This is a genomic window from Mycetocola sp. 2940 (assembly GCF_040548835.1).
GTDB lineage: Bacteria > Actinomycetota > Actinomycetes > Actinomycetales > Microbacteriaceae > Mycetocola_A.
Window position 1 is genome coordinate 201,380 of sequence record NZ_JBEPSK010000002.1, and the last position, 19,523, is coordinate 220,902.

Sequence of the window (19,523 nt, forward strand, 5' to 3'; positions counted from 1 at the left end):
AAATCCTGCCGTTTTGTCGGAGCGGCGGGTGCTGCATCCGTTTGTGGCCGAGCAAGGGGCCTCGAAGGGTGGGGTTCGGGCGGGCGCCCCGGCATGGCTCAGTCGAGTCCGTCGGTCGTTCTCAGGTAGGCCAGCTGCGCCTCGACCGAGTGCTCGGCAGCGAAACGGACAGCCGGGTCGATGTCGGCGTAGACGAGGTCCGTGACCGCGGAGGTGGTGGCATCCGCCCCCAATCGCTCCAGCGCCGCGCGCACCTCGTCGAGCCGCTGGCGCCGGTGGGCGAGGTAGTTGTCGCAGATTCCGGCGAGATCGGGGAGGCCCGGTCCGTGCGCCGGCAGGACCGCGAGCGAGCCGAGGCGGCGCAGCGTTGCGAGCGAGTCGAGGTAGTCGGCGAGGTCGCCGTCGGGGGCGGCGATCACCGTCGTTCCCCGGCCGAGGATGGTGTCCCCGGTGAGGATCGACCCGGCGCCGTCGGCAGCGAGGACGAAGCACACCGAGTCGGCGGTGTGCCCCGGCGTGGCGACGACGCTGATGCGAACTCCCGCGGCGGAGATCTCCTCCTCGTCGGTCAGCGGGTCGCCGTCGATGCAGAAGGCCGGGTCGAACGCGCGCACGGGGGCGCCGGTCAGCCGGGCGAGTTCCGCGCTGCCCGCCGTGTGGTCGCGGTGGCGGTGGGTGATGAGGATGAGTTCGACGGGCCCGGCGTTCGCCAGCGATCGGAGGTGGCCGGGATCGTCCGGGCCGGGATCGACAACGACGACCGACGGGGAATCAGCGGCGCCGATCAGGTAGCTGTTGGTTCCGTCGAGCGTCATCGGCCCGGGATTGGGGGCCAGGACCACACGGGTGAGCGCGCTGGAGTGCACAGGCACGCCCATCAGCCCAGTTCGCGCAGCCGGGGTGCGATGTCCCGCGCGAACAGGTCGAGGAACCGATTCTGGTCGTGCCCAGGGCCATGGAAGACGAGGTGGTTGAGACCGGCGTCGAGATACGGTTTGATCAGCGAGACGGCTTCGTCCGGGTCGTTCGAGACGATCCAGCGTTTGGCGACCTGTTCGATCGGCAGGGCGTCGGCCGCAGCCTCCATCTCGATCGGGTCGTCGATGGAATGCTTCTGCTCGGGGGTGAGCGACAGCGGTGCCCAGAACCGGGTGTTCTCCTGTGCGACCTCGCGATCGGTGTCGTACGAGATCTTGATCTCGATCATCTTGTCGATGTCGGCGGGGTTCCGGCCGGCCTTCTCGGCGCCTTCGGCGACGGCGGGCAGCAGCTTGTCGGTGTACAGCTCCATGCCCTTGCCGGAGGTGCAGATGAACCCATCACCGGCGCGACCGGCGTATCGGGCGACGACCGGCCCGCCTGCAGCGATGTAGACCGGGATGCCGCCGTCTGGCACGTCGTAGATGGACGCGCCTGTGGTCGTGTAGTACTCGCCCTCGAAGTCCACACGGTCACCGACCCAGAGCTGGCGCATGAGGTCGACCGACTCGCGCAGGCGGGCGAACCGCTCCTTGAATTCAGGCCATTCGCCCCGGAACCCTGTGGCGATCTCGTTGAGAGCCTCGCCGGTGCCGACACCGAGGAACACCCGGTTCGGGTAGAGGCAGCCCATGGTGGCGAACGCCTGGGCGACGACGGCCGGGTTGTAGCGGAAGGTCGGCGTCAGAACGGACGTGCCGATCTGGATCCGTTCCGTTCGCTCACCGACTGCGGTCATCCAGGCGAGGGAGAACGGCGCGTGGCCGCCGTTGTGCCGCCAGGGCTGGAAGTGGTCGCTCACGGTGACGCTGTCGAATCCGTGCTCCTCGGCCTTGACGCCCAGTTCAACGAGGTCGCGCGGCCCGAACTGCTCCGCCGACGCCTTCACACCCAACTTCAACACGAGCGCCTCCACACCAAGAACTCCCGGCGTCATTCGCCGACGTTTCGACACTATCGGGCCTTGCTCCGGAACTGCACTGGGCATTGCCGCTTGACAGTGCAAAGCTTGGAGCGTGCCACAACTAGACCACCGCCTGGACCTCGCCGAGTCGCTGACGCTCGGCACGCCCTGGAACACTGTTGTCTGGGACGACCCGGTGAACCTGATGACCTACGTGTCGTGGGTCTTTCGCAACTACTTCGGATTCAGCAGCGCCCGCGCCGACGAACTCATGCTCCAGGTCCACAACTCCGGCAGCGCTGTCGTAGCGACGGGGACCCGGGAAGAGATGGAACGGCACGTCGCGGCCATGCACGGCTTCGGACTTCTGTCGACGTTGGTGAAGGTTCCGGAATGAGGGCATTCGACGCAACACCCGGCGGTGACCTCCTCGCCGAGTTCGAGACCCAGGAGGTCGCACTGTTCATCGATCTGGTCGAGCAGATCATCGGATTGCTCGAGCGGGTCAAAGAGGGCGAAGCCGACGTCGAGCCCAGTGTGCTGGCGCGCCTGTTTCCGGATGCGTACGCCGACGACCCGGGGTCGGCCGACGAATTCCGTCGCTTCACCCTCGACGACCTCATCGACCGCAAGGTCGAGAATGCGAGGGGGGTGCTTGCCTCCTTCCGGATCGCCCAGTCCCGGCGGACCACCGACGGTGAGGTCCGACTTGTGCAACTCGACCGGGAGCACGCGATGTACTGGCTCGGAACGCTGACGGACCTGCGGCTCGTGCTCGCCACGAGCCTCGGAATCGCGACCGTCACCGACGAGGGCGGGATCGAGACGCCTGACGCCGAATACGTGGAAAGCCTCTACGACTGGTTCGGCTTCGCGCAAGGCTCGTTGCTCGAGGCGCTGGAAGAAGTCGAGGGCATCACAGGCTAGAGGGGGCGAGCGCCCCGCTAGCCTAGAAGCACCATGCACATACTGATGTTCAGCGACCAGCACGCGGACTCGCTCGGCGGGGTGCAGGTCTCCCTCAGGCTGCAGAAGCGCTTCCTCGAGCAGGATGGTCACACGGTGACCGTGTGCGCTCCGAGAATGCATCGGGACCACGTCGGGAGCCCCGGTTACATCGACACCCCGTCCGTTCCGATCACACTCGATCGCGAATACTCGATGACCCTCGTCGGCCGTCGCGCTGACCGGTTCCTCGACGCAGCACTCGCCACCCGCCCACCCGTCGACATCGTCCACGTGCAGGCCGACTACTGGGGCGCGATGCTGGGGTACCGGTACGCGGCGAGGCACGGCATCCGGGCGGTGCACACGTTCCACAACCACATGGAGTTCGGCCTCGAACAGGTCGTCCCGGTTCCGGCCGTGGCCATTCGCGCACTGCTCTGGTGGCAGCACCGGGTCCTCAAGCCAGCGCGGTCGGTTCTCGCTCCGAGCGCGTGGGCCTACCTCAACGAGCTTGCCCTCCGGGCGGATGCCTCGACGGCACCGAGCGGTCACTTCGCGTCGCTGCTCGAGCGCAACGGTGTCGCAGCCGACGTCGAGGTGATCCTCACGGGCGCCGATGATTCCGTCGTCGAACAGGTGCTGCGGGATGCGGTGCCTCACTCAGGCGACCGTCCCCTGTTTGTCTGGATGGGACGGATGAGCTCTGAGAAGCGCATCCTCGAGTATCTGGACGCGATCCGCCTGTCGGGCGTCGACGCCGAATTCCGGCTGTACGGCGCGGGCCTCCTGCTGAAGAAAGCGCAGTCGTTCGTGCGCGAACACGGCCTCGACGGCCGAGTGGTGTTCGCCGGGAAGGTGCCCTATCAGGAGGCGCTGACCGCGATCGCCTCGGCGGACGCCCTTGTGCAGACGTCGATCGGGTTCGAGACGCAGGGCATGACCGTCTTCGAGGCGGCGGCGCTCGGGACCCCGTCGATCGTGAGCGACCCGAATATCGCCGGCGAACTCCCCAACGGCGTCTACTGGCAACCGGCCGACGGATCGGTGCCGGCGCTCGCCGAAGCGATCCGTTCGGTGGCCGCCGATGTGGCATCCGGTTCGGCACTGGTGGTCGAACCGCAGACCAGTCGTGCGTTCCGGCAGAGCTCCCAGACGGCGCGGATGATCGGCGTCTACGAGCGGGTGCTCGCGCGACGCTGACCCGCCTGGTCACCCGTTTCGGTCGCAGTTCTCCGGCGCGCCGGGTGTTCTCGTCCGGAACGGATGACTTCGCGGCGCGGCGGTCTCTGTGACGCCATGTTGCGGCCGCTCTCGCGTCGGAGCGACCGAGCGCGCACCATGGACGAATGCCTCGTCACATCCGCTTCAATGCCTTCGACATGAACTGCGTCGCCCACCAGTCGCCCGGGCTCTGGCGCCACCCGGACGACCAGTCGCACCGGTACACCGACCTCAGCTACTGGACCGAACTGGCCCAGCTGCTCGAGCGCGGCAAGTTCGACGGCCTGTTCATCGCCGACGTGCTCGGCACCTATGACGTCTACGGCGGCAACCACGAAGCAGCCCTGCGCAACGGCGCGCAGGTTCCGGTGAGCGACCCGCTTTTGCTCGTCTCGGCGATGGCCGCCGTCACGAAGAACCTCGGCTTCGGCATCACCGCAGGAACCGCGTACGAGCACCCGTACCCGTTCGCGCGCCGCCTCTCCACCCTCGACCACCTCACCAAAGGCCGGATCGGCTGGAACGTCGTCACCGGCTACCTGCCCAGCGCCGCGCGCAACATGGGGCACGACGACCAGATCGAACACGACGAGCGGTACAACATCGCCGACGAATACCTCGAAGTGCTCTACAAGCTCTGGGAGGGCTCGTGGGAGGACGACGCCGTCGTCCGCGACCGCGAGACCGGCGTCTTCACCGACCCGGCCAAGGTGCACGAGATCGGGCACGAAGGCAAGAACTTCACGGTGCCGGGCATCCACCTGTCCGAACCGTCGCCGCAGCGCACGCCCGTGATCTTCCAGGCCGGCGCCTCCGGGCGGGGCATCCAGTTCGCCGCCGAGAACGCCGAGGCGATCTTCGTCGGCTCGCCGACGAAGGCCTTGCTCAAGGCGACCGTGTCGAAGATCCGGGATGCCCTCGAAGCGGCCGGCAGGGACCGGTACTCCGCGAAGATCTACCAGCTCGTCACGATCATCACCGACGAGACCACGGAGAAGGCGCAGGCCAAGCATGAGGACTACCAGCAGTACGCGAGTGTCGAAGGTGCTCTCGTCTTCATGTCGGGCTGGATGGGCATCGACCTCTCCCAGTACGACCTCGACGACCCGATCGGCGACGTGAAGAGCAACGCCATCCAGTCGGCCGTCGCGAACTTCCAGGCGGCATCGGAAGACGGAAGCGAGTGGACCGTGCGCGACATCGCCGCTTGGGCCGGCATCGGCGGTCTGGGTACCCGGATCATCGGATCGGGCTCCGACGTCGCGGACCAGCTGCAGTCGTGGGTCGACGACACCGACGTCGACGGCTTCAACCTCGCCTACGCGATCACGCCGGGCACGTTCGAGGACATCGTCGAGTTCGTGATTCCCGAGCTGCAGGCACGGGATGCGTACCCGAGCGACTACGCCCCGGGCACCCTGCGCAACAAGCTGCACGGCCGCGGCGACCAACTCCCGCCCGAGCACCGCGGCGCGGGGTTCAAGGTCAGCTCGATCCGCGTGTGACCCGTTGGCGACCCTGTTTGAGCAGAATGTCAAGGGTCTTGCCGCAGAATGTGTCACGCGTACCGTCACAGGTATGAGCGATACACGAGACATGAGAGACGAGCTGAAGACCAACGACGCTGACGTTCAGCGCGCTGATCGCACGGATGCCGCCAACACCGGCTCCACGTCCGCGGACACCACGGACGACAACATGGGCGTTCTCGGCGACGTCGCCCACCCGTTCGACCAGACCAACGGCATCCTCGACGCCTTCGACGAAACCCACCCCGGCAATGTCACCGGTGAGTCCCCGAGCGAGTTCGCCGCGTCCGCAGGGCCGGCCGGAGAAGACGCGCCACGGGTCGGCGCCGACGACACACATATTGACGACGACACGCCGCTGGCTCCACCGATTGTCCCCCCGGCTGGGCGATAATCGAAAAGTTGTGACGGCAGGTCAGCCGACCTCATCCGATGCCCCTCGGAAGACTCAGCTGACCTGCCGTTGCTCTTTTCTGCCCCGCTCAGCCCTGCAGGGCGGGCCGGTCCACCGCGAACAGGTCGATCGCCAGGTCCGTCCGTCCCCGTGTCGACAGGTCGGCGGCGATCTCGCCGATGACCGGCACGAATTTGAAGCCGTGGCCGCCGAAGCCGGTTGCGATCGTCACCTGCGAGTGCTCCGGGTGCAGTCCGATCATGAAGTGGTCGTCGGGTGCGCTCGGATACAGGCAGGTTTTCGCGTCGATCAGGCGCCCGGTCAGGTGCGGAAACAGGTCGAGTGCCCGCGACTGCATCCGCGCGACCTCGAACGGGAGCACCGCGCGATCGACGGCATCCGGATCGGTGGGACGCTCTTCGTGGAAGAAGCCGATCTTGATGCCGCCACCCGGTCCGTCTGCGATCGGGAAGCCGTACACCTGCTCGTTGCCGTCGGTGCGTTCGATGAACACCGGCTGCCTGCCGACCGCGTAATCCTCGAACACGGGCCGGCCGGGGGAGTACCCCGGTTCGAACCAGTACATGACCTGGCGTTCGGATGCCACGGGCGCGCCCACCTCACCCAGCAACTGCGCTGACCAGGCACCGGGCGCGACGACCAGCCGGTCCGCGCCGTACGTTCCGTGTTCGGTCACCACCTCCACCCCGCCGCCGCGCGTGGCGGTCCAGGAACGGACCGCTTCACCGAAGTGCAACCGGGCTCCGTGCTCCGTCGCCACCCGGATGTTCGCCGCCGTGGTGGCTTCGGGGTTCACGAAGCCGGCGTTGGCCTCGAACAGGCCGACGGCGTGATCGGCCGGCCGCATCGCGGGGAACCGTGCCGTGATCTCAGCGCTCGACAGCACCTCGTGCGGCAGGTCCCACTGGCGGGCTGACCGCAGTGCGCCGGTGAATGTCTCCTCATCGGGATCGCCGATGTAGATGCCGCCGGTGATCGTGACGAGCTTCTGCTCGGACTGCTCCTCGAGCCGCCGCCAGCCCTCGTAGGCGCGAAGCAGCAGCGGAACGTACTCGACTCCCTCGTAGTACGACTGCCGGATGATCCGGGTGCCGCCGTGCGCGGAGCCGCGGTCGTGCGACGGCCAGAACCGCTCGAGCCCGAGTACGCTCAAGCCCCGCTGGGCGAGCGTGTTGGCGGCCGCTCCGCCCATGGATCCGAGTCCGATCACAATGACATCGACGTCTGACATGGCACTTCCGTTTCTCGCGGGGACTCCCGCTTCTCTCGTCCAGTCTGCCAGCCATCCCACGCCCCCTCGCGGTCAGCTCTTCGAGTGGATCCACTCACGAACCTCGAGCGCCGGCGTCTTCTCTTCAAGATCGGCGCTGTCCGCAAACCGCGCGACCCGGGAGACCTCGCCATCGCCTTCGAAGAGGCCGAGGGGATCGACCATCGTGGCGCCGGTGCGGAACCTGAGCGTGACCGTCTTCTTCGACCGGGGAAAGAACGACGCAATGCTTCCGTGGAAGATGAAAGTGGGTGCCTGCGGTGTCCTTTCTGGGAAGAGCCTGATTCGTCAGGCTACGCGGCTCCGAATGGCTGGCGCCATCGTGTGGTCCTTGGTAAAGTTGAGCCAGACAGACTCAACTTTGAAGGAGATCGCATGCAACCCGGCCAGTACCCGCAGGACGAGCAGAAGAGCGCCCTCGAACTGTACGGAGTGAACCTGACCGAGATCGCGAGGTCAGGCAAGCTCGACCCGGTCATCGGCCGGGACGCTGAGATCCGTCGCATCAGCCAGGTCCTGACCCGGCGCACCAAGAACAATCCGGTGCTCATCGGCGAGCCTGGCGTCGGCAAGACGGCCGTCGTCGAGGGACTCGCCCAGCGCATTGTGGAGGGTGACGTCGCCGAATCGCTGAAGAACAAGCAGATCGTCGCTCTCGACCTCGCTGCCCTCGTTGCCGGGGCGAAGTACCGAGGCGAGTTCGAGGAACGGCTCAAGGCCGTGCTGCAGGAGATCAACGAGGCCGAAGGCCGGATCATCACCTTCATCGACGAGCTGCACACCCTCATGGGCGCGGGCGCCGGCGAGGGATCGGTCGCCGCGTCCAACATGCTCAAGCCCATGCTTGCGCGCGGTGAACTGCGCATGATCGGCGCGACGACGCTCAACGAATACCGCGAATACATCGAGAAGGATGCCGCCATGGAGCGGCGGTTCCAGCAGGTCTACGTGGGGGAGCCGAGCGTCGAAGACACCATCGCGATCCTGCGCGGGCTCAAGGAGCGCTACGAGGCGCACCACAAGGTGACCATCGCCGACTCGGCACTCGTCGCGGCGGCATCCCTCTCGAACCGGTACATTCCGGCACGGCAGCTGCCTGACAAGGCGATCGATCTGATCGACGAGGCCGCGTCGCGGCTGCGGATGGAGATCGACTCCTCGCCGGTCGAGCTCGACGAATTGCAACGCAGCGTCAACCGGCTGAAGCTCGAAGAGCTCGCCCTGAAGAAAGAGAAGGACGACGCGTCGAAGGAGCGCCTCGAGAAACTCCGCGAGGACATGGCCGAGAAGCAGGCGTCCCTCGACGAACTGGCTTCGCGCTGGGAGAAGGAGCGCGCCAACCTCAACCGGGTCGGTGACCTCAAGACCCAGCTCGACGAGATGAAGTCCCGTCGCGACCGTGCTCTCCGCGAGGCGGACTATCAGGAGACCTCGCGGCTCGAATACGAAGTCATCCCGAAGATCGAGAAGGAGATCGCCGAGGCCGAGCGGGCAGAGAACGAGAGCCCGCTCATGGTCAACGACCAGGTCTCGGCCGACGACATCGCCGCCGTCATCGCCGCGTGGACCGGCATCCCCGTCGGTCGTCTTCTGCAGGGCGAGACCGAGAAGCTGCTGCACCTCGAGACCGAGCTCGGCAAGCGGCTCGTCGGCCAGAAGCAGGCGGTCAAAGCGGTGGCGGATGCCGTCCGGCGCACCCGCGCGGGCATCTCCGACCCCAACCGTCCGACGGGTTCGTTCATGTTCCTCGGTCCCACCGGTGTCGGCAAGACCGAGCTGGCCAAGGCGCTCGCCGAGTTCCTCTTCGACGACGAGAAGGCCATGGTGCGGATCGACATGTCGGAGTACGGCGAGAAGTTCTCGGTCTCCAGACTGGTCGGTGCGCCTCCCGGATACGTCGGGTACGAGCAGGGCGGTCAGCTGACCGAGGCGGTGCGCCGTCGGCCGTATTCCGTCGTTCTCTTCGACGAGATCGAGAAGGCGCACCCCGAGGTGTTCGACGTGCTGCTGCAGGTGCTCGACGATGGCCGGCTCACCGACGGCCAGGGGCGCACGGTCGACTTCCGCAACACGATCCTCATCCTCACCTCCAACCTGGGTTCCCAGTTCCTCGTCGACTCCGGCCTGTCCTGGCCGGAGAAGGAGGAGGCGGTGCAGCAGCTCGTCCGCCAGGCGTTCAAGCCGGAGTTCGTGAACCGGCTCGACGACATCGTCGTGTTCTCGGCTCTGACCGAAGAGGACCTGAGCCAGATCGTCGAGCTGTACATCGACAGGCTGCAGCGCCGGCTGCATGAGCGCCGCCTCGAACTCGCGGTGACACCGGATGCCCGCAGCTGGCTCGCCGAACGCGGCTACGATCCGATCTACGGGGCCCGCCCGTTGCGGCGGCTCATCCAGAACGAGATCGACGACCGGCTGGCAACGGCGATCCTCGACGGCACGGTCCGTGACGGCAACACCGTCCGCGTCGACCTCGACCCGGCCGGCGATTCGCTCACGGTCGGCACCGTCGCAGTCCCGGTCTGACGCCGGTGGCTACGCGCTGACGAGCACGAGCTCGTCGAGTGGGCGGCGGCGGCGCGGCGCGACCTCGCGTTCGCGGAGCACGTCACTGGCCAGTGCCTCGGGGGCGCCGAGCACGCCGAGGGCGGTGACGGACATCGGCTCCAGCGCCGGATCGAGGGCGAATGCGGCACGCAGGCCGTCGATCTCGATACCGCCCATCTGGTGCACGTGAAGACCGTCGTGGTGGGCCTGGACCGAGAGGTGGGCGACCGCCTGGCCGAGGTCGTACTGCGCCCAGCGCAGCGGCGTTCCGTCCTCAGCCGTGACGGCGAGGTTGACGACGAGCACGTGCGCCGACACCGCCCAGGCCTGGTTGAAACCCATCAGGTTTTCGACGATCGTGGCGTGCTCAGCGGTGCCGCGGCGGGCGACGATGAAGCGCCACGGCTGCGTGTTCGACGCGGATGCCGACCAGCGGGCGGCTTCGAGGGCTGCCGTGATCTTCGCTTCCGGCACGTCGACGCTCGTGTCGAAGGAGCGGGGGCTCCAGCGCTCGGCGAGGATCTCGTGGATCGGTTCGCTGGTGACGGCGGTGCGGGTGATGGTGGTCATGGCTTCCTTCGGTCGTGCGGTGTTGTTCTCACGTCGCCGTTGACCCAGTCAGATGCAAGCAGAAGGCGCCGCGGAGTATTCCGCGGCGCCTTCGCTTTTTGTGACGTCGGGGTCGGAACGTTACGCGGCCTCGCTCTCTGCTTCGTCGCCACTCAACGCCGGGAGGACCTCGCGCTCGAACAGCTCCATCCCCGACCGGTCGTATGCCGCTTCAGGGAAGTACGTGATGGCATACGCGAGCCCGCGATCCTCCATCGCACCCAGACGCTCCACGATCTGCTCAGGGGTTCCGACGCCCAGCGCCTTGCCGCTGCGGTACTCGGCCATGAACTCGGTAGCCTTCGCCTCTCCGAGGTATGGCGTGACGCGGGCCTGGATGGCGTCGAGCCGGTCGGCCACCTCCGCCTCGGTGTCGGCGATGACGACGTTGTAGTTCGAGCTGCGAACGATCTCGTCGAAGTCGCGCCCGATCTTGTCGCAGTGCCCGCGCAGTATCGCGCTCTTGTGTTGGAATCCTTCGGGGGAGCCGTCGAAGTTGGTGTACTGCGCGTACTTCGCGGCAATGCGGAGTGTGACCTTTTCGCCTCCTCCGGCGATCCAGAACGGGATGCCACCCTCCTGCAGGGGCAGCGGACGGACGATGGCGCCGTCGACCTGGTAGTGCTTGCCGTCGAGGGTGGCGGTACCGGTCTCCCACGCCTGCTTCATGATCTGGACGCCCTCGTCGAGCCGGCCGAGCCGGTCGCCCGCGCTGGGGAAGCCGTAGCCATACGCGCGCCACTCGTGCTCGTACCAGCCGCCGCCGATGCCCATCTCGACCCGACCGCCGGAGATGACGTCGATCGTCGCCGCAACCTTGGCCAGGTATGCCGGGTTGCGGTAGCTCATGCAGGTGCACATCTGGCCGAGACGCACGCGTTTCGTGGTGGCGGCGAAAGCGGACATCAGCGTCCATGCTTCGTGGGTCGCCTCCTCCGACGGCACCGGCACCGTGTGGAAGTGGTCGTACACCCAGATCGATTCCCAGGCGCCGGCATCCGCATGGGCCGCCAGGCTGCTCATCGTCTCCCACTGCTCTGCGGGGTCGATTCCAACGAGGTCATGTCGCCATCCCTGTGGGATGAAAGTTCCAAATCTCATGGGTGCCAGCATAAGGGGCACGGTGTCGCTCCCTGTGAACCCCTAGTAAAGACGGTGGCCCGCAAATAGGATCAGCGGACACACGCCAACCGGCGACGGGAAAGCAACGCACAGACATGATCGTGCCCAGCGACGAACAGCAGGCGATCGTCTCCGCTGTGCGCGATTTCGCCGCTGCCCGGCTCGCGCCGCATGCGGTCGAATGGGACCAGCAAAAACACTTCCCGGTCGACGTGCTGCGCCAGGCAGGCGAACTCGGGCTCGGTGGCATCCACGCCCGGGAAGACGTCGGCGGGGCCGGCCTTCGCCGCAGTGACTCCATCGTCATTTTCGAGGAACTCGCCAAAGGCGACACCGCGATCGCTGCCTACATCTCGATCCACAACATGGTGGTCGGGATGATCGACGCCTTCGGCTCCGACGAGCAGCGGCACCGCTGGATACCGAAACTCGCGTCGATGGAGCATCTGGGTAGTTATTGTCTCACCGAACCCGATGCCGGGTCGGATGCCGCAGCGATCACGACATCCGCGGTGCGCGACGGGGATACTTACGTGATCAACGGGACCAAAAAGTTCACGTCGGGCGCAGGCGCCTCCAGCGTCTACGTCGTGATGGCGCGCACCGGGGGGCCAGGGCCTCAAGGCATCAGCGCCATCGTCGTGCCCGCCGAAGCCGAAAACCTGTCTTTCGGCCCACCCGACATAAAGATGGGCTGGAAGGCCCAGCCAACCCGCCAGGTGATCTTCCGCGACGTCCGCGTACCCGTTGCGAACCGGCTCGGAGACGAAGGCAGCGGGTTCAGCATCGCGATGACCGGGCTCCACGGCGGACGGCTCAACCTCGGCGCCTGTTCGATCGGCGGAGCCCAGTGGGCGCTCGACCGCGCGGTGGCGTACATCAGGCACCGGCAGGCATTCGGCAAACCACTCAGCGAGCAGCAGGCGCTCGTCTTCGCCGTCGCCGACATGGAGACCGAGCTGCAGGCTGCGCGTTGCCTGCTCCGCCATGCTGCGTGGGCACTGGACACGGCACAGGCCGACCTGGCCAGCCTGTGCGCCATGGCCAAGAGGTTCGCCACCGATGTGGGTTTCTCCGTCGCCAACTCGGCACTGCAATTACACGGGGGAAACGGCTACCTCACTGAGTACGGTGTCGAAAAGGTGGTCCGCGACCTTCGGGTGCACCAGATCGCCGAAGGAACGAACGAGATCATGCGGCTCATCGTCGGCCGGGCGGTCGTGGAGAAGTCGGCATGACCCACCCCGTCTGCGCGCGGTCGACCGCGGGCATCGCCACGCGACCACGACGACGTCGTCGAGAGAGAAGATCACAATGACTTCGACAATCGCCTTCCTCGGCCTCGGCCACATGGGCGGACCCATGGCCCTCAACCTGATGGCTGCCGGCTACCAGGTGACCGGTTTCGACGTCGTTCCCGCGGCGATGACGAGCGCGCAGGCGGCGGGGCTCCCGGTCTCGGCCACCGCCATCGACGCGGTCGCATCGGCCGACATCGTGATCACCATGTTCCCCAGCGGTCCGGATGTGATCGACGCCTACACCGGGTCGCGTGAGGACCCTGGGCTGCTGGCATCCGCCCGGCCGGGAACCCTCTTCATCGACTCGTCGACGATCGCCGTGGGCGACGCCCTGCGGGCGAATGAGTTGGCGGTTGCCGCTGGGCACCGCGCCATGGATGCCCCTGTCTCCGGCGGGACGGTCGGCGCGGCCGCCGGGACCCTCGCCTTCATGGTGGGAGGGCAGGACGATGACTTCGCGGCCGCCCTGCCCGTCTTCGAGGTGATGGGCGGCCGAATCGTGCACTGCGGAGGACCCGGTCTCGGCCAGGCCGCGAAGGTCTGCAACAACCTCATCCTGGGCGCGTCGATGATCGCGGTGAGCGAGGCATTCGTGCTGGGCGAGACGCTGGGCCTGTCACACCAGACGCTCTTCGACGTGGCATCCAATGCCTCCGGACAATGCTGGGCGCTCACGACCAACTGCCCCGTGCCCGGCCCCGTCCCGACGAGCCCCGCGAACAGGAACTATGAGCCCGGGTTCGCGGGGGCGCTCATGGCGAAGGACCTGGGACTGGCCGAGCAGGCGATCCGGTCGGCGGGTGTCCACTCCGAGATCGGCATGCTCGCAAGCACGATATACCGGCGCTTCGCGGATGGAACCGGAGCAAACCGTGACTTCTCCGGCATCATCGAAGATATTCGCGAGCGCAGCAGAAAGCAGGAGTCATGACCGACTACGAGAACATCCTCGTCGAGCAGCGCGGGCGCGTTGGCATCATCACGCTCAACCGCCCTCAGGCCCTCAACGCGCTCAACGAAGCGCTCATGATCGAGGTCGTCCAGGCTGCGAGCGTGTTCGATGACGATCCCGGTGTCGGCGCCATCGTTCTCACCGGCTCCGAACGTGCCTTTGCCGCCGGCGCCGACATCAAGGAGATCGCGAACCGGAGTTTCCAGGACGTCTCTCTCGGCGGCTTGTTCTCGGGATGGGACGACTTCGCGGCCGTGAGGACCCCGACCATCGCCGCCGTGGCGGGCTACGCGCTTGGTGGCGGATGCGAACTCGCCATGATGTGTGACATCATCCTCGCCTCGGACAGCGCGACGTTCGGGCAACCGGAGATCAACCTCGGCGTGATCCCTGGGATGGGTGGGACGCAGCGTCTGACGAGGGCGATCGGCACAGCGAAAGCCATGGAGCTGATCCTCACCGGTCGCACGATGGGCGCTGACGAAGCGGAACGGGCCGGGCTGGTCGCCCGCGTCGTGCCGGCAGCCGAACTGCTCGACGACGCCATCGCCACAGCGACGGCGATTGCGGCGAAGTCGCTGCCGGTTGCGTACGCGGCGAAGGAGGCCGTGAAGGTCGCGTCCGAGTCGACGCTCGCCGAAGGTGTTCGCTTCGAGCGCCGGGCGTTCTACGCCACCTTCGCCCTGGAGGACCAGAAGGAAGGCATGGCGGCGTTCAGCGAAAAACGGCAGGCGGCGTTCACGCATCGCTGAGCCATTCCCGCTGATCGAGTAGCGAGGAACGCCCTTCGACGCGGCCTCGCTTCGCTCGGGCGCTACTCAATCAGCGGGAAGGGGTGGCTCGAACGATCTGCTCGATCCGGGCCGGCACCGTGTCGTCCTGCAGGCTCGTCACATCGCCGAGCGGGCGGGCGTCGGAGATGTCGCCGAGCAGCCGCCGCATGATCTTGCCCGACCGGGTCTTCGGCAGATCAGGAACGACGATCACGTCGCGGGGCTTCGCGATCGGACCGATCTGGGTGGCGACGTGTGCCCGCAGCAGGTCGGTGAGTTCGCCGGCGAGGCCCACCCAGTAATCCGGATGCTCCACCTCGCTCCCCAGGGAACGGGACGCGGGAATGACGTACGCCGCGATGGCCTGCCCGGTGAGGGCATCCGTCACCCCGACGACTCCCGCCTCGGCGACGGCCGGATGCGCCACGAGCGACGACTCGATCTCGATCGTCGACAGGCGGTGTCCTGACACGTTGATGACGTCGTCGACGCGTCCGAGCACCCAGATGTCGCCGTCGGCATCCCATTTCGCCCCGTCGCCGCTGAAGAAGTAGCCCTGCCTCCAGAACCGCGACCAGTAGGAGTCCCGGTAGCGCTCCGGGTCGCCCCAGACGGTGCGGGCGAGCCCGGGACCGGTACGGTCGACGACGAGGTAGCCGCCCTCGCCGTACGGCACGGGGTTGCCGTCGTCGTCGACGATGAGCGTCGACAGCCCGGGCAGCGCCCGGTTCGCCGAGCCGGGCTTGAGCGTCGAGATCCCCGGAAGCGGTGCCATCACCGAGGCGCCGGTCTCCGACTGCCACCAGGTGTCGATGATCGGCGTCTCGCCCCGGCCGAGGTGAGTGTGGAACCACACCCATGCCTCGGGGTTGATCGCCTCGCCGACGGTGCCGAGCAGACGGATCGAGGAGAGGTCGTACCCGGCGGGCACGCCGTCGGGGAACCAGGTCATCAGGGTGCGGATGAGCGTCGGCGCCGTGTAATACGTCGTCACCCCGTAACGCTCGATGATCTCGAAATGCCGGGCGGTGTGCGGCGTGTTCGGGGTGCCCTCATAGATCACCTGGGTGAGCCCGTTCGACAGCGGCCCGTAGATCTCGTAGGTGTGCGCGGTGACCCAGGCCAGGTCGGCGGTGCACCAGTGGACGTCGTCTTCTTTGGCGTCGAAGATCGCCCAGTGGCTCCATGACGCCTGGGTCAGGTAGCCGCCTGACGTGTGCACGAGGCCCTTCGGCTTGCCGGTGGTGCCCGAGGTGTAGATGATGAACAGCGGCGTCTCCGCGTCGAACGCTTCGGCCTCGTGCTCCTCGGATGCCCCGCCGACGACGTCGTGCCACCAGACGTCGCGCCCATCGGTCCACGCGATCGGCGGGATCTCGTCGCCGGTCCGCCGCACCACGAGCACGTGCTCGATGCTCTTGACTCCGGACACCGCGGCATCAGCGTTGTCCTTCACCGCGACGGCGCGTCCCCGCCGGTACTGGCCGTCGGTGGTGATGAGCAGCTTCGCCCGGGTGTCCTCGACCCGGAACCGCAGTGCGTCCGCGCTGAACCCGCCGAAGACGAGCGAGTGGATCGCGCCGACCCGTGCGACCGCGAGCGTCGCGATCACGGTCTCGGGGATCACCGGCAGGTAGATCACGACCCGGTCGCCCTTGCCGATGCCCAGCGCGGTGAGCGCATTCGCGGCCTTCGAGACCTCGCGCTGCAGTTCCGCATAGCTGATCGAGCGCCGGTCGCCCGGTTCACCCTCGAAGTGCAGTGCGATTTTGTCGCCCTTGCCGGATGCCACGTGGCGGTCCACGCAGTTCACCGCGACGTTGAGCGTGCCGCCGGCGAACCACTCGGCCTTCGGCACGGTCAGTTCGCCGTCGGGACCGTGGGTGACCGGCTGCCAGGAGTGCGTCGTGTGCCAGGGTTCCGCCCACTCAAGCCGCGCGGCGGCATCCGCCCAGAACGCGACCGGGTCGGCATCCGCTTTCTCCCAGTCGGCGGCGCTGACGTTCGCCTGCGCCGTGAACGCGGGCGGCGCGGGGAACCGTCGGGTCTCGGTCGAGAGGTTGGCGAGGGTGGGGGCGGATGCGGAAGGCATCCTCCGACGTTACGGCTCGCGGTCTCCACGACCGAATTCTGGAGCAACCCAACGTAATCTTCGCGAGTTGCTGCGGATGCAGGGGTTCCGCCGCCGTGTAACCCCCGCATCCGGAGCAACTCGCGAGAGGATGGGGGAATGAGTGCGAAAAGTGTCCTGTTTCTCGGCGGTACCGGAGTCATCAGCTCGGCGGCGGTGGAGCTCGCCGCCGACCGCGGATGGGAGGTCACGGTCCTCAACCGCGGGGCATCGTCCGTGCGCCCCCTCCCGGCCGGGGTCGAAACCGTCCAGGCAGACGTCCGCGACGCGGATGCTGTGACGCGCGCACTCGGGAAGCGCCGGTTCGACGTCGTCGCCGACTTTCTCAGCTTCACGCCCGACCAGTTGCACCTCGACACGTTCCGGGACCGCACCGGCCAGTACGTGTTCATCAGCTCGGCGTCCGCCTACCAGACCCCGCCGTCGCGGCTGCCGGTGACCGAGTCGACACCGCTCCGCAACCCGTTCTGGGAGTACTCCCGCAACAAGATCGCCTGCGAGGACGCTCTCGTCGCCGAGTATCGCGCGACCGGCTACCCGATCACCATCGTCCGCCCGTCGCACACCTACGACCGCACCATGCTGCCGACCCTCGGCGGCTGGACCGACATCGAGCGGATGCGACGCGGTGCGCCGGTCGTCGTCCACGGTGACGGCAGTTCCCTGTGGACGATCACGCACACCCGGGACTTCGCGGTCGGCTTCGTCGGACTCCTCGGGCATCCTGGTGCGATCGGGCATCCCTTCCACATCACCGGCGACGAAGCGCCGACCTGGGATGCGATCTACCGGGCCCTCGGCGCAGCGGCAGGCGTCGAACCGGTGCTCGCCCACGTGACGAGCGACATGATCGCCGCGGCGTCGCCCGACCTGGGACCCGGTCTCCTCGGTGACAAGAGCCACTCGATGGTGTTCGACAACAGCAAACTGAAGGCGCTCGTGCCGGACTTCGGCCAGCGCACGCTCTTCGCCGACGGTGCGCAGGAGATCCTCGACTGGTACGACGCCGACGCCTCACGTCGGGTGGCCGACCCGGCACAGGATGCCCTGTTCGACCGGCTCGTCGCGGAACACACCTGACCGGTCGGCGTGGCCTGGTCAGCCCAGTTCTGCGCGGATCCCGGCGACGAACGCGTCGATGTCGGCCTCGGTGGTGTCGAACGACGCCATCCAGCGCACCTCACCCTTCGACGCGTCCCAGTCGTAGAAGTGGAACGTCTCGCGGAGGCGATTCGCGGCATCCGTCGGCAGCACCGCGAACACCGCGTTGGACTGGGTGGGCTGGCTGAAGCTCAGACCGCTCACCTGCCCGGATGCCACGAGGTCGTCGAGCGACGACCGCAGCCGCCCGGCCATCGCGTTCGCGTGCGAGGCTGACCGCAGCCACAGGTCGCCGTCGAGCAGGGCGATCAGCTGTGCGGAGACGAAGCGCAGTTTCGATGCGAGCTGCATGTTCAGTTTGCGCAGGAAGATGAGGCCGTCGGATGCGGCGGGGTTGAGCACGACGACCGCCTCACCGAACAGCAGCCCATTCTTGGTGCCGCCGAACGAGAGGACGTCGACACCGGCATCGGTGGTGAAGTCGCGGAACGGCACTCCGAGCGCCGCGGCGGCGTTCGACAACCGGGCGCCGTCCATGTGCAGCTTCATGCCGTGGGCGTGCGCGTGGTCGGCGATCGCCCGGACCTCGTCGACGGTGTACAGCGTGCCGAGCTCCGTCGACTGGGTGATCGACACGACGAGCGGCTGGGCGCGGTGCTCGTCGCCCCACCCCCACGCTTCCTGGTCGATCAGTTCCGGCGTCAGCTTGCCGTCCAGGGCGTGCACGGTGAGCAGTTTCATGCCGCCGACCCGCTCGGGGGCGCCGTTCTCGTCGACGTTGATGTGCGCGGTGGATGCGGCGATCACGGCGCCCCAGCGGGGCAGCATCGACTGCAGCCCGATGACGTTCGCGCCGGTGCCGTTGAAGACGGGGAACACCTGCACGCCGTCGCCGAAGTGCGTGGCGAACACCTCCTGCAGGCGGGCGGTGTAGACGTCCGCCCCGTATGACACCTGGTGCCCGCCGTTCGCGGCACCGATCGCTTCGAGGACCTCGGGGTGCACGCCGGCGTAGTTGTCACTGGCGAAGCCGCGGGAGTTGGGGTCGTGCAGAATGTCGGTCACCCCCCTAGTTTTGCGCATCCGGCGTCGGGGTCGCGAACCGGAATCGTGCGCTCCTGCGCGCGGCGAGCAGCACGCCTGCGCGCGTCCGCGATCTCAGCGGCTGAACAGGTCCTCGTATTTCTCCTGCAGTGCGTCCCAGCCGTGCAGTTTGGCGTCCTCGCCGACCATCCTGGGCACGTCGAGGCCGCTGGCGACGCCGTCGAGCGCAGTGAGGCAGAGATGCCAGCCTGCCGCGTAACTGGAGGCGTTCTCCCGGTCGTCGAAGGTGTGGCTGAGCCGGACGATGGTTGCGGACGCCGTCGGCGCCAACTCGATATCGAGGGCGTCTCCGCCCCAGACGAGCGAGAGCATCCGTTGCGGTGCCACAGTGACGATCGTGCCGATCGATTCGTCGGTGTCGTCGGCGTCGTCTCTGTCATCGGCGGCGCCCGCGCCGGCCTCCGGGAGCGCGACGAATCCGGTCTCAGTGAGGTCCCGGTCGGGGTCGAACGGCGCCCACCGGCGAACCAGGTCCTTCTGCGTGAGCGCCGCCCAGATCTCCTGGGGTGAATTGGGCAGGGTGCGTTCAAGCACGAGGAGCCAGCGCGACCCGAGATTGCTCAGGTGCGCTTCGATCGGATGCTGGGGGAGCTGCGACGTCGACATGGGACCCTCCTT

At 67.2% G+C, this 19,523-nt stretch carries 19 protein-coding genes; 10 read left to right on the top strand and 9 right to left on the bottom strand.

The annotated features are described in order from the left end of the window. Positions 1 to 98: 98 nt before the first annotated feature. Together ABIE24_RS03365 and fgd are read right to left on the bottom strand one after the other, a co-directional pair. Positions 99 to 878 carry an MBL fold metallo-hydrolase gene (locus ABIE24_RS03365; RefSeq protein WP_354496809.1) on the bottom strand — a complete coding sequence of 260 codons (780 nt, stop codon included), beginning with the start codon at positions 876 to 878 and terminating at the stop codon, positions 99 to 101. After that, complete coding sequence (gene fgd, locus ABIE24_RS03370) at positions 878 to 1,915, bottom strand: glucose-6-phosphate dehydrogenase (coenzyme-F420) (protein WP_354496811.1); 1,038 nt, start codon at positions 1,913 to 1,915, stop codon at positions 878 to 880. Before fgd ends, ABIE24_RS03365 begins: the two co-directional genes overlap by 1 nt. A gap of 79 nt (positions 1,916 to 1,994) precedes the next feature. Here fgd and clpS point away from each other — a divergent pair, with 79 nt between their 5' ends. The 5 genes from clpS to ABIE24_RS03395 all read left to right on the top strand — a co-directional run bounded on the left by clpS (position 1,995) and on the right by ABIE24_RS03395 (position 5,974). After that, a complete protein-coding gene (gene clpS, locus ABIE24_RS03375) occupies positions 1,995 to 2,279 on the top strand; it encodes an ATP-dependent Clp protease adapter ClpS (RefSeq protein ID WP_354496813.1) in 285 nt (94 codons plus the stop codon). Continuing rightward, positions 2,276 to 2,809 carry a DUF2017 family protein gene (locus tag ABIE24_RS03380; RefSeq protein WP_354496815.1) on the top strand — a complete coding sequence of 178 codons (534 nt, stop codon included), beginning with the start codon at positions 2,276 to 2,278 and terminating at the stop codon, positions 2,807 to 2,809. The genes clpS and ABIE24_RS03380 overlap by 4 nt, the downstream gene beginning before the upstream one ends. 33 nt (positions 2,810 to 2,842) lie before the next feature. Further along, positions 2,843 to 4,030, top strand: a complete 1,188-nt coding sequence (locus ABIE24_RS03385) for a glycosyltransferase family 4 protein (RefSeq protein WP_354496817.1) — start codon at positions 2,843 to 2,845, stop codon at positions 4,028 to 4,030. Between the two features lie 146 nt (positions 4,031 to 4,176). After that, positions 4,177 to 5,556 carry an LLM class flavin-dependent oxidoreductase gene (locus ABIE24_RS03390; RefSeq protein WP_354496819.1) on the top strand — a complete coding sequence of 460 codons (1,380 nt, stop codon included), beginning with the start codon at positions 4,177 to 4,179 and terminating at the stop codon, positions 5,554 to 5,556. A 73-nt stretch (positions 5,557 to 5,629) separates the two neighbouring features. Continuing rightward, positions 5,630 to 5,974: a hypothetical protein gene (locus ABIE24_RS03395; RefSeq protein WP_354496821.1), complete on the top strand. Its 345-nt coding sequence runs from the start codon at positions 5,630 to 5,632 to the stop codon at positions 5,972 to 5,974. 88 nt (positions 5,975 to 6,062) lie between these two features. On the opposite strand, the gene solA is transcribed toward ABIE24_RS03395, so the two are convergent. Together solA and ABIE24_RS03405 are read right to left on the bottom strand one after the other, a co-directional pair. After that, positions 6,063 to 7,226, bottom strand: coding sequence for an N-methyl-L-tryptophan oxidase (gene solA, locus ABIE24_RS03400; protein WP_354496823.1), 1,164 nt, complete (start codon positions 7,224 to 7,226; stop codon positions 6,063 to 6,065). Positions 7,227 to 7,298: 72 nt separating this feature from the next. Continuing rightward, positions 7,299 to 7,430, bottom strand: coding sequence for a hypothetical protein (locus ABIE24_RS03405; RefSeq protein ID WP_354496825.1), 132 nt, complete (start codon positions 7,428 to 7,430; stop codon positions 7,299 to 7,301). Between the two features lie 210 nt (positions 7,431 to 7,640). Between ABIE24_RS03405 and ABIE24_RS03410 the strand changes: the two genes are divergently transcribed. Beyond that, on the top strand, positions 7,641 to 9,791 hold the full coding sequence (locus ABIE24_RS03410; RefSeq protein WP_354496827.1) for an ATP-dependent Clp protease ATP-binding subunit: 2,151 nt from the start codon (positions 7,641 to 7,643) through the stop codon (positions 9,789 to 9,791). Between the two features lie 9 nt (positions 9,792 to 9,800). Here the strand turns inward: ABIE24_RS03410 and ABIE24_RS03415 are convergent, their stop codons facing one another. Both ABIE24_RS03415 and ABIE24_RS03420 read right to left on the bottom strand, forming a co-directional pair. Then, entirely contained in the window at positions 9,801 to 10,382 is a 582-nt protein-coding gene (locus ABIE24_RS03415; RefSeq protein WP_354496829.1) for a nitroreductase family protein, read from the bottom strand. Between the two features lie 120 nt (positions 10,383 to 10,502). Next, positions 10,503 to 11,522, bottom strand: a complete 1,020-nt coding sequence (locus ABIE24_RS03420; protein ID WP_354496831.1) for a TIGR03560 family F420-dependent LLM class oxidoreductase — start codon at positions 11,520 to 11,522, stop codon at positions 10,503 to 10,505. A 116-nt stretch (positions 11,523 to 11,638) separates the two neighbouring features. Between ABIE24_RS03420 and ABIE24_RS03425 the strand changes: the two genes are divergently transcribed. The 3 genes from ABIE24_RS03425 to ABIE24_RS03435 all read left to right on the top strand — a co-directional run bounded on the left by ABIE24_RS03425 (position 11,639) and on the right by ABIE24_RS03435 (position 14,548). After that, positions 11,639 to 12,781 (top strand): acyl-CoA dehydrogenase family protein, encoded by a 1,143-nt coding sequence (locus ABIE24_RS03425; RefSeq protein ID WP_354496833.1) that lies wholly within the window; start codon positions 11,639 to 11,641, stop codon positions 12,779 to 12,781. Positions 12,782 to 12,857: 76 nt separating this feature from the next. Beyond that, positions 12,858 to 13,775, top strand: coding sequence for a 3-hydroxyisobutyrate dehydrogenase (mmsB, locus tag ABIE24_RS03430; RefSeq protein WP_354496835.1), 918 nt, complete (start codon positions 12,858 to 12,860; stop codon positions 13,773 to 13,775). Beyond that, on the top strand, positions 13,772 to 14,548 hold the full coding sequence (locus tag ABIE24_RS03435) for an enoyl-CoA hydratase (protein WP_354496837.1): 777 nt from the start codon (positions 13,772 to 13,774) through the stop codon (positions 14,546 to 14,548). Before mmsB ends, ABIE24_RS03435 begins: the two co-directional genes overlap by 4 nt. A gap of 70 nt (positions 14,549 to 14,618) precedes the next feature. Here the strand turns inward: ABIE24_RS03435 and acs are convergent, their stop codons facing one another. Further along, complete coding sequence (gene acs / locus ABIE24_RS03440; RefSeq protein WP_354496839.1) at positions 14,619 to 16,661, bottom strand: acetate--CoA ligase; 2,043 nt, start codon at positions 16,659 to 16,661, stop codon at positions 14,619 to 14,621. Positions 16,662 to 16,799: 138 nt separating this feature from the next. On the opposite strand from acs, the gene ABIE24_RS03445 reads away from it, so the two are divergent. Continuing rightward, a complete protein-coding gene (locus ABIE24_RS03445) occupies positions 16,800 to 17,780 on the top strand; it encodes an NAD-dependent epimerase/dehydratase family protein (RefSeq protein ID WP_354496841.1) in 981 nt (326 codons plus the stop codon). Between the two features lie 18 nt (positions 17,781 to 17,798). Here the strand turns inward: ABIE24_RS03445 and ABIE24_RS03450 are convergent, their stop codons facing one another. Together ABIE24_RS03450 and ABIE24_RS03455 are read right to left on the bottom strand one after the other, a co-directional pair. Further along, complete coding sequence (locus tag ABIE24_RS03450; RefSeq protein ID WP_502916231.1) at positions 17,799 to 18,884, bottom strand: threonine aldolase family protein; 1,086 nt, start codon at positions 18,882 to 18,884, stop codon at positions 17,799 to 17,801. 75 nt (positions 18,885 to 18,959) lie between these two features. Then, positions 18,960 to 19,511 carry an SRPBCC domain-containing protein gene (locus tag ABIE24_RS03455; RefSeq protein ID WP_354496845.1) on the bottom strand — a complete coding sequence of 184 codons (552 nt, stop codon included), beginning with the start codon at positions 19,509 to 19,511 and terminating at the stop codon, positions 18,960 to 18,962. Between the last annotated feature and the right edge of the window lie 12 nt (positions 19,512 to 19,523).

Excerpts from the sequence above, each read along its gene's own strand:
- ABIE24_RS03365 (WP_354496809.1), bottom strand. The coding sequence starts at position 878 with ATGGGCGTGCCTGTGCACTCCAGCGCGCTCACCCGTGTGGTCCTGGCC.
- fgd (WP_354496811.1), bottom strand. The coding sequence starts at position 1,915 with ATGACGCCGGGAGTTCTTGGTGTGGAGGCGCTCGTGTTGAAGTTGGGT.
- ABIE24_RS03380 (WP_354496815.1), top strand. The coding sequence starts at position 2,276 with ATGAGGGCATTCGACGCAACACCCGGCGGTGACCTCCTCGCCGAGTTC.
- ABIE24_RS03385 (WP_354496817.1), top strand. The coding sequence starts at position 2,843 with ATGCACATACTGATGTTCAGCGACCAGCACGCGGACTCGCTCGGCGGG.
- ABIE24_RS03390 (WP_354496819.1), top strand. The coding sequence starts at position 4,177 with ATGCCTCGTCACATCCGCTTCAATGCCTTCGACATGAACTGCGTCGCC.
- ABIE24_RS03395 (WP_354496821.1), top strand. The coding sequence starts at position 5,630 with ATGAGCGATACACGAGACATGAGAGACGAGCTGAAGACCAACGACGCT.
- solA (WP_354496823.1), bottom strand. The coding sequence starts at position 7,226 with ATGTCAGACGTCGATGTCATTGTGATCGGACTCGGATCCATGGGCGGA.
- ABIE24_RS03405 (WP_354496825.1), bottom strand. The coding sequence starts at position 7,430 with ATGGTCGATCCCCTCGGCCTCTTCGAAGGCGATGGCGAGGTCTCCCGG.
- ABIE24_RS03410 (WP_354496827.1), top strand. The coding sequence starts at position 7,641 with ATGCAACCCGGCCAGTACCCGCAGGACGAGCAGAAGAGCGCCCTCGAA.
- ABIE24_RS03415 (WP_354496829.1), bottom strand. The coding sequence starts at position 10,382 with ATGACCACCATCACCCGCACCGCCGTCACCAGCGAACCGATCCACGAG.
- ABIE24_RS03420 (WP_354496831.1), bottom strand. The coding sequence starts at position 11,522 with ATGAGATTTGGAACTTTCATCCCACAGGGATGGCGACATGACCTCGTT.
- ABIE24_RS03425 (WP_354496833.1), top strand. The coding sequence starts at position 11,639 with ATGATCGTGCCCAGCGACGAACAGCAGGCGATCGTCTCCGCTGTGCGC.
- mmsB (WP_354496835.1), top strand. The coding sequence starts at position 12,858 with ATGACTTCGACAATCGCCTTCCTCGGCCTCGGCCACATGGGCGGACCC.
- ABIE24_RS03435 (WP_354496837.1), top strand. The coding sequence starts at position 13,772 with ATGACCGACTACGAGAACATCCTCGTCGAGCAGCGCGGGCGCGTTGGC.
- acs (WP_354496839.1), bottom strand. The coding sequence starts at position 16,661 with ATGCCTTCCGCATCCGCCCCCACCCTCGCCAACCTCTCGACCGAGACC.
- ABIE24_RS03445 (WP_354496841.1), top strand. The coding sequence starts at position 16,800 with ATGAGTGCGAAAAGTGTCCTGTTTCTCGGCGGTACCGGAGTCATCAGC.
- ABIE24_RS03450 (WP_502916231.1), bottom strand. The coding sequence starts at position 18,884 with ATGCGCAAAACTAGGGGGGTGACCGACATTCTGCACGACCCCAACTCC.
- ABIE24_RS03455 (WP_354496845.1), bottom strand. The coding sequence starts at position 19,511 with ATGTCGACGTCGCAGCTCCCCCAGCATCCGATCGAAGCGCACCTGAGC.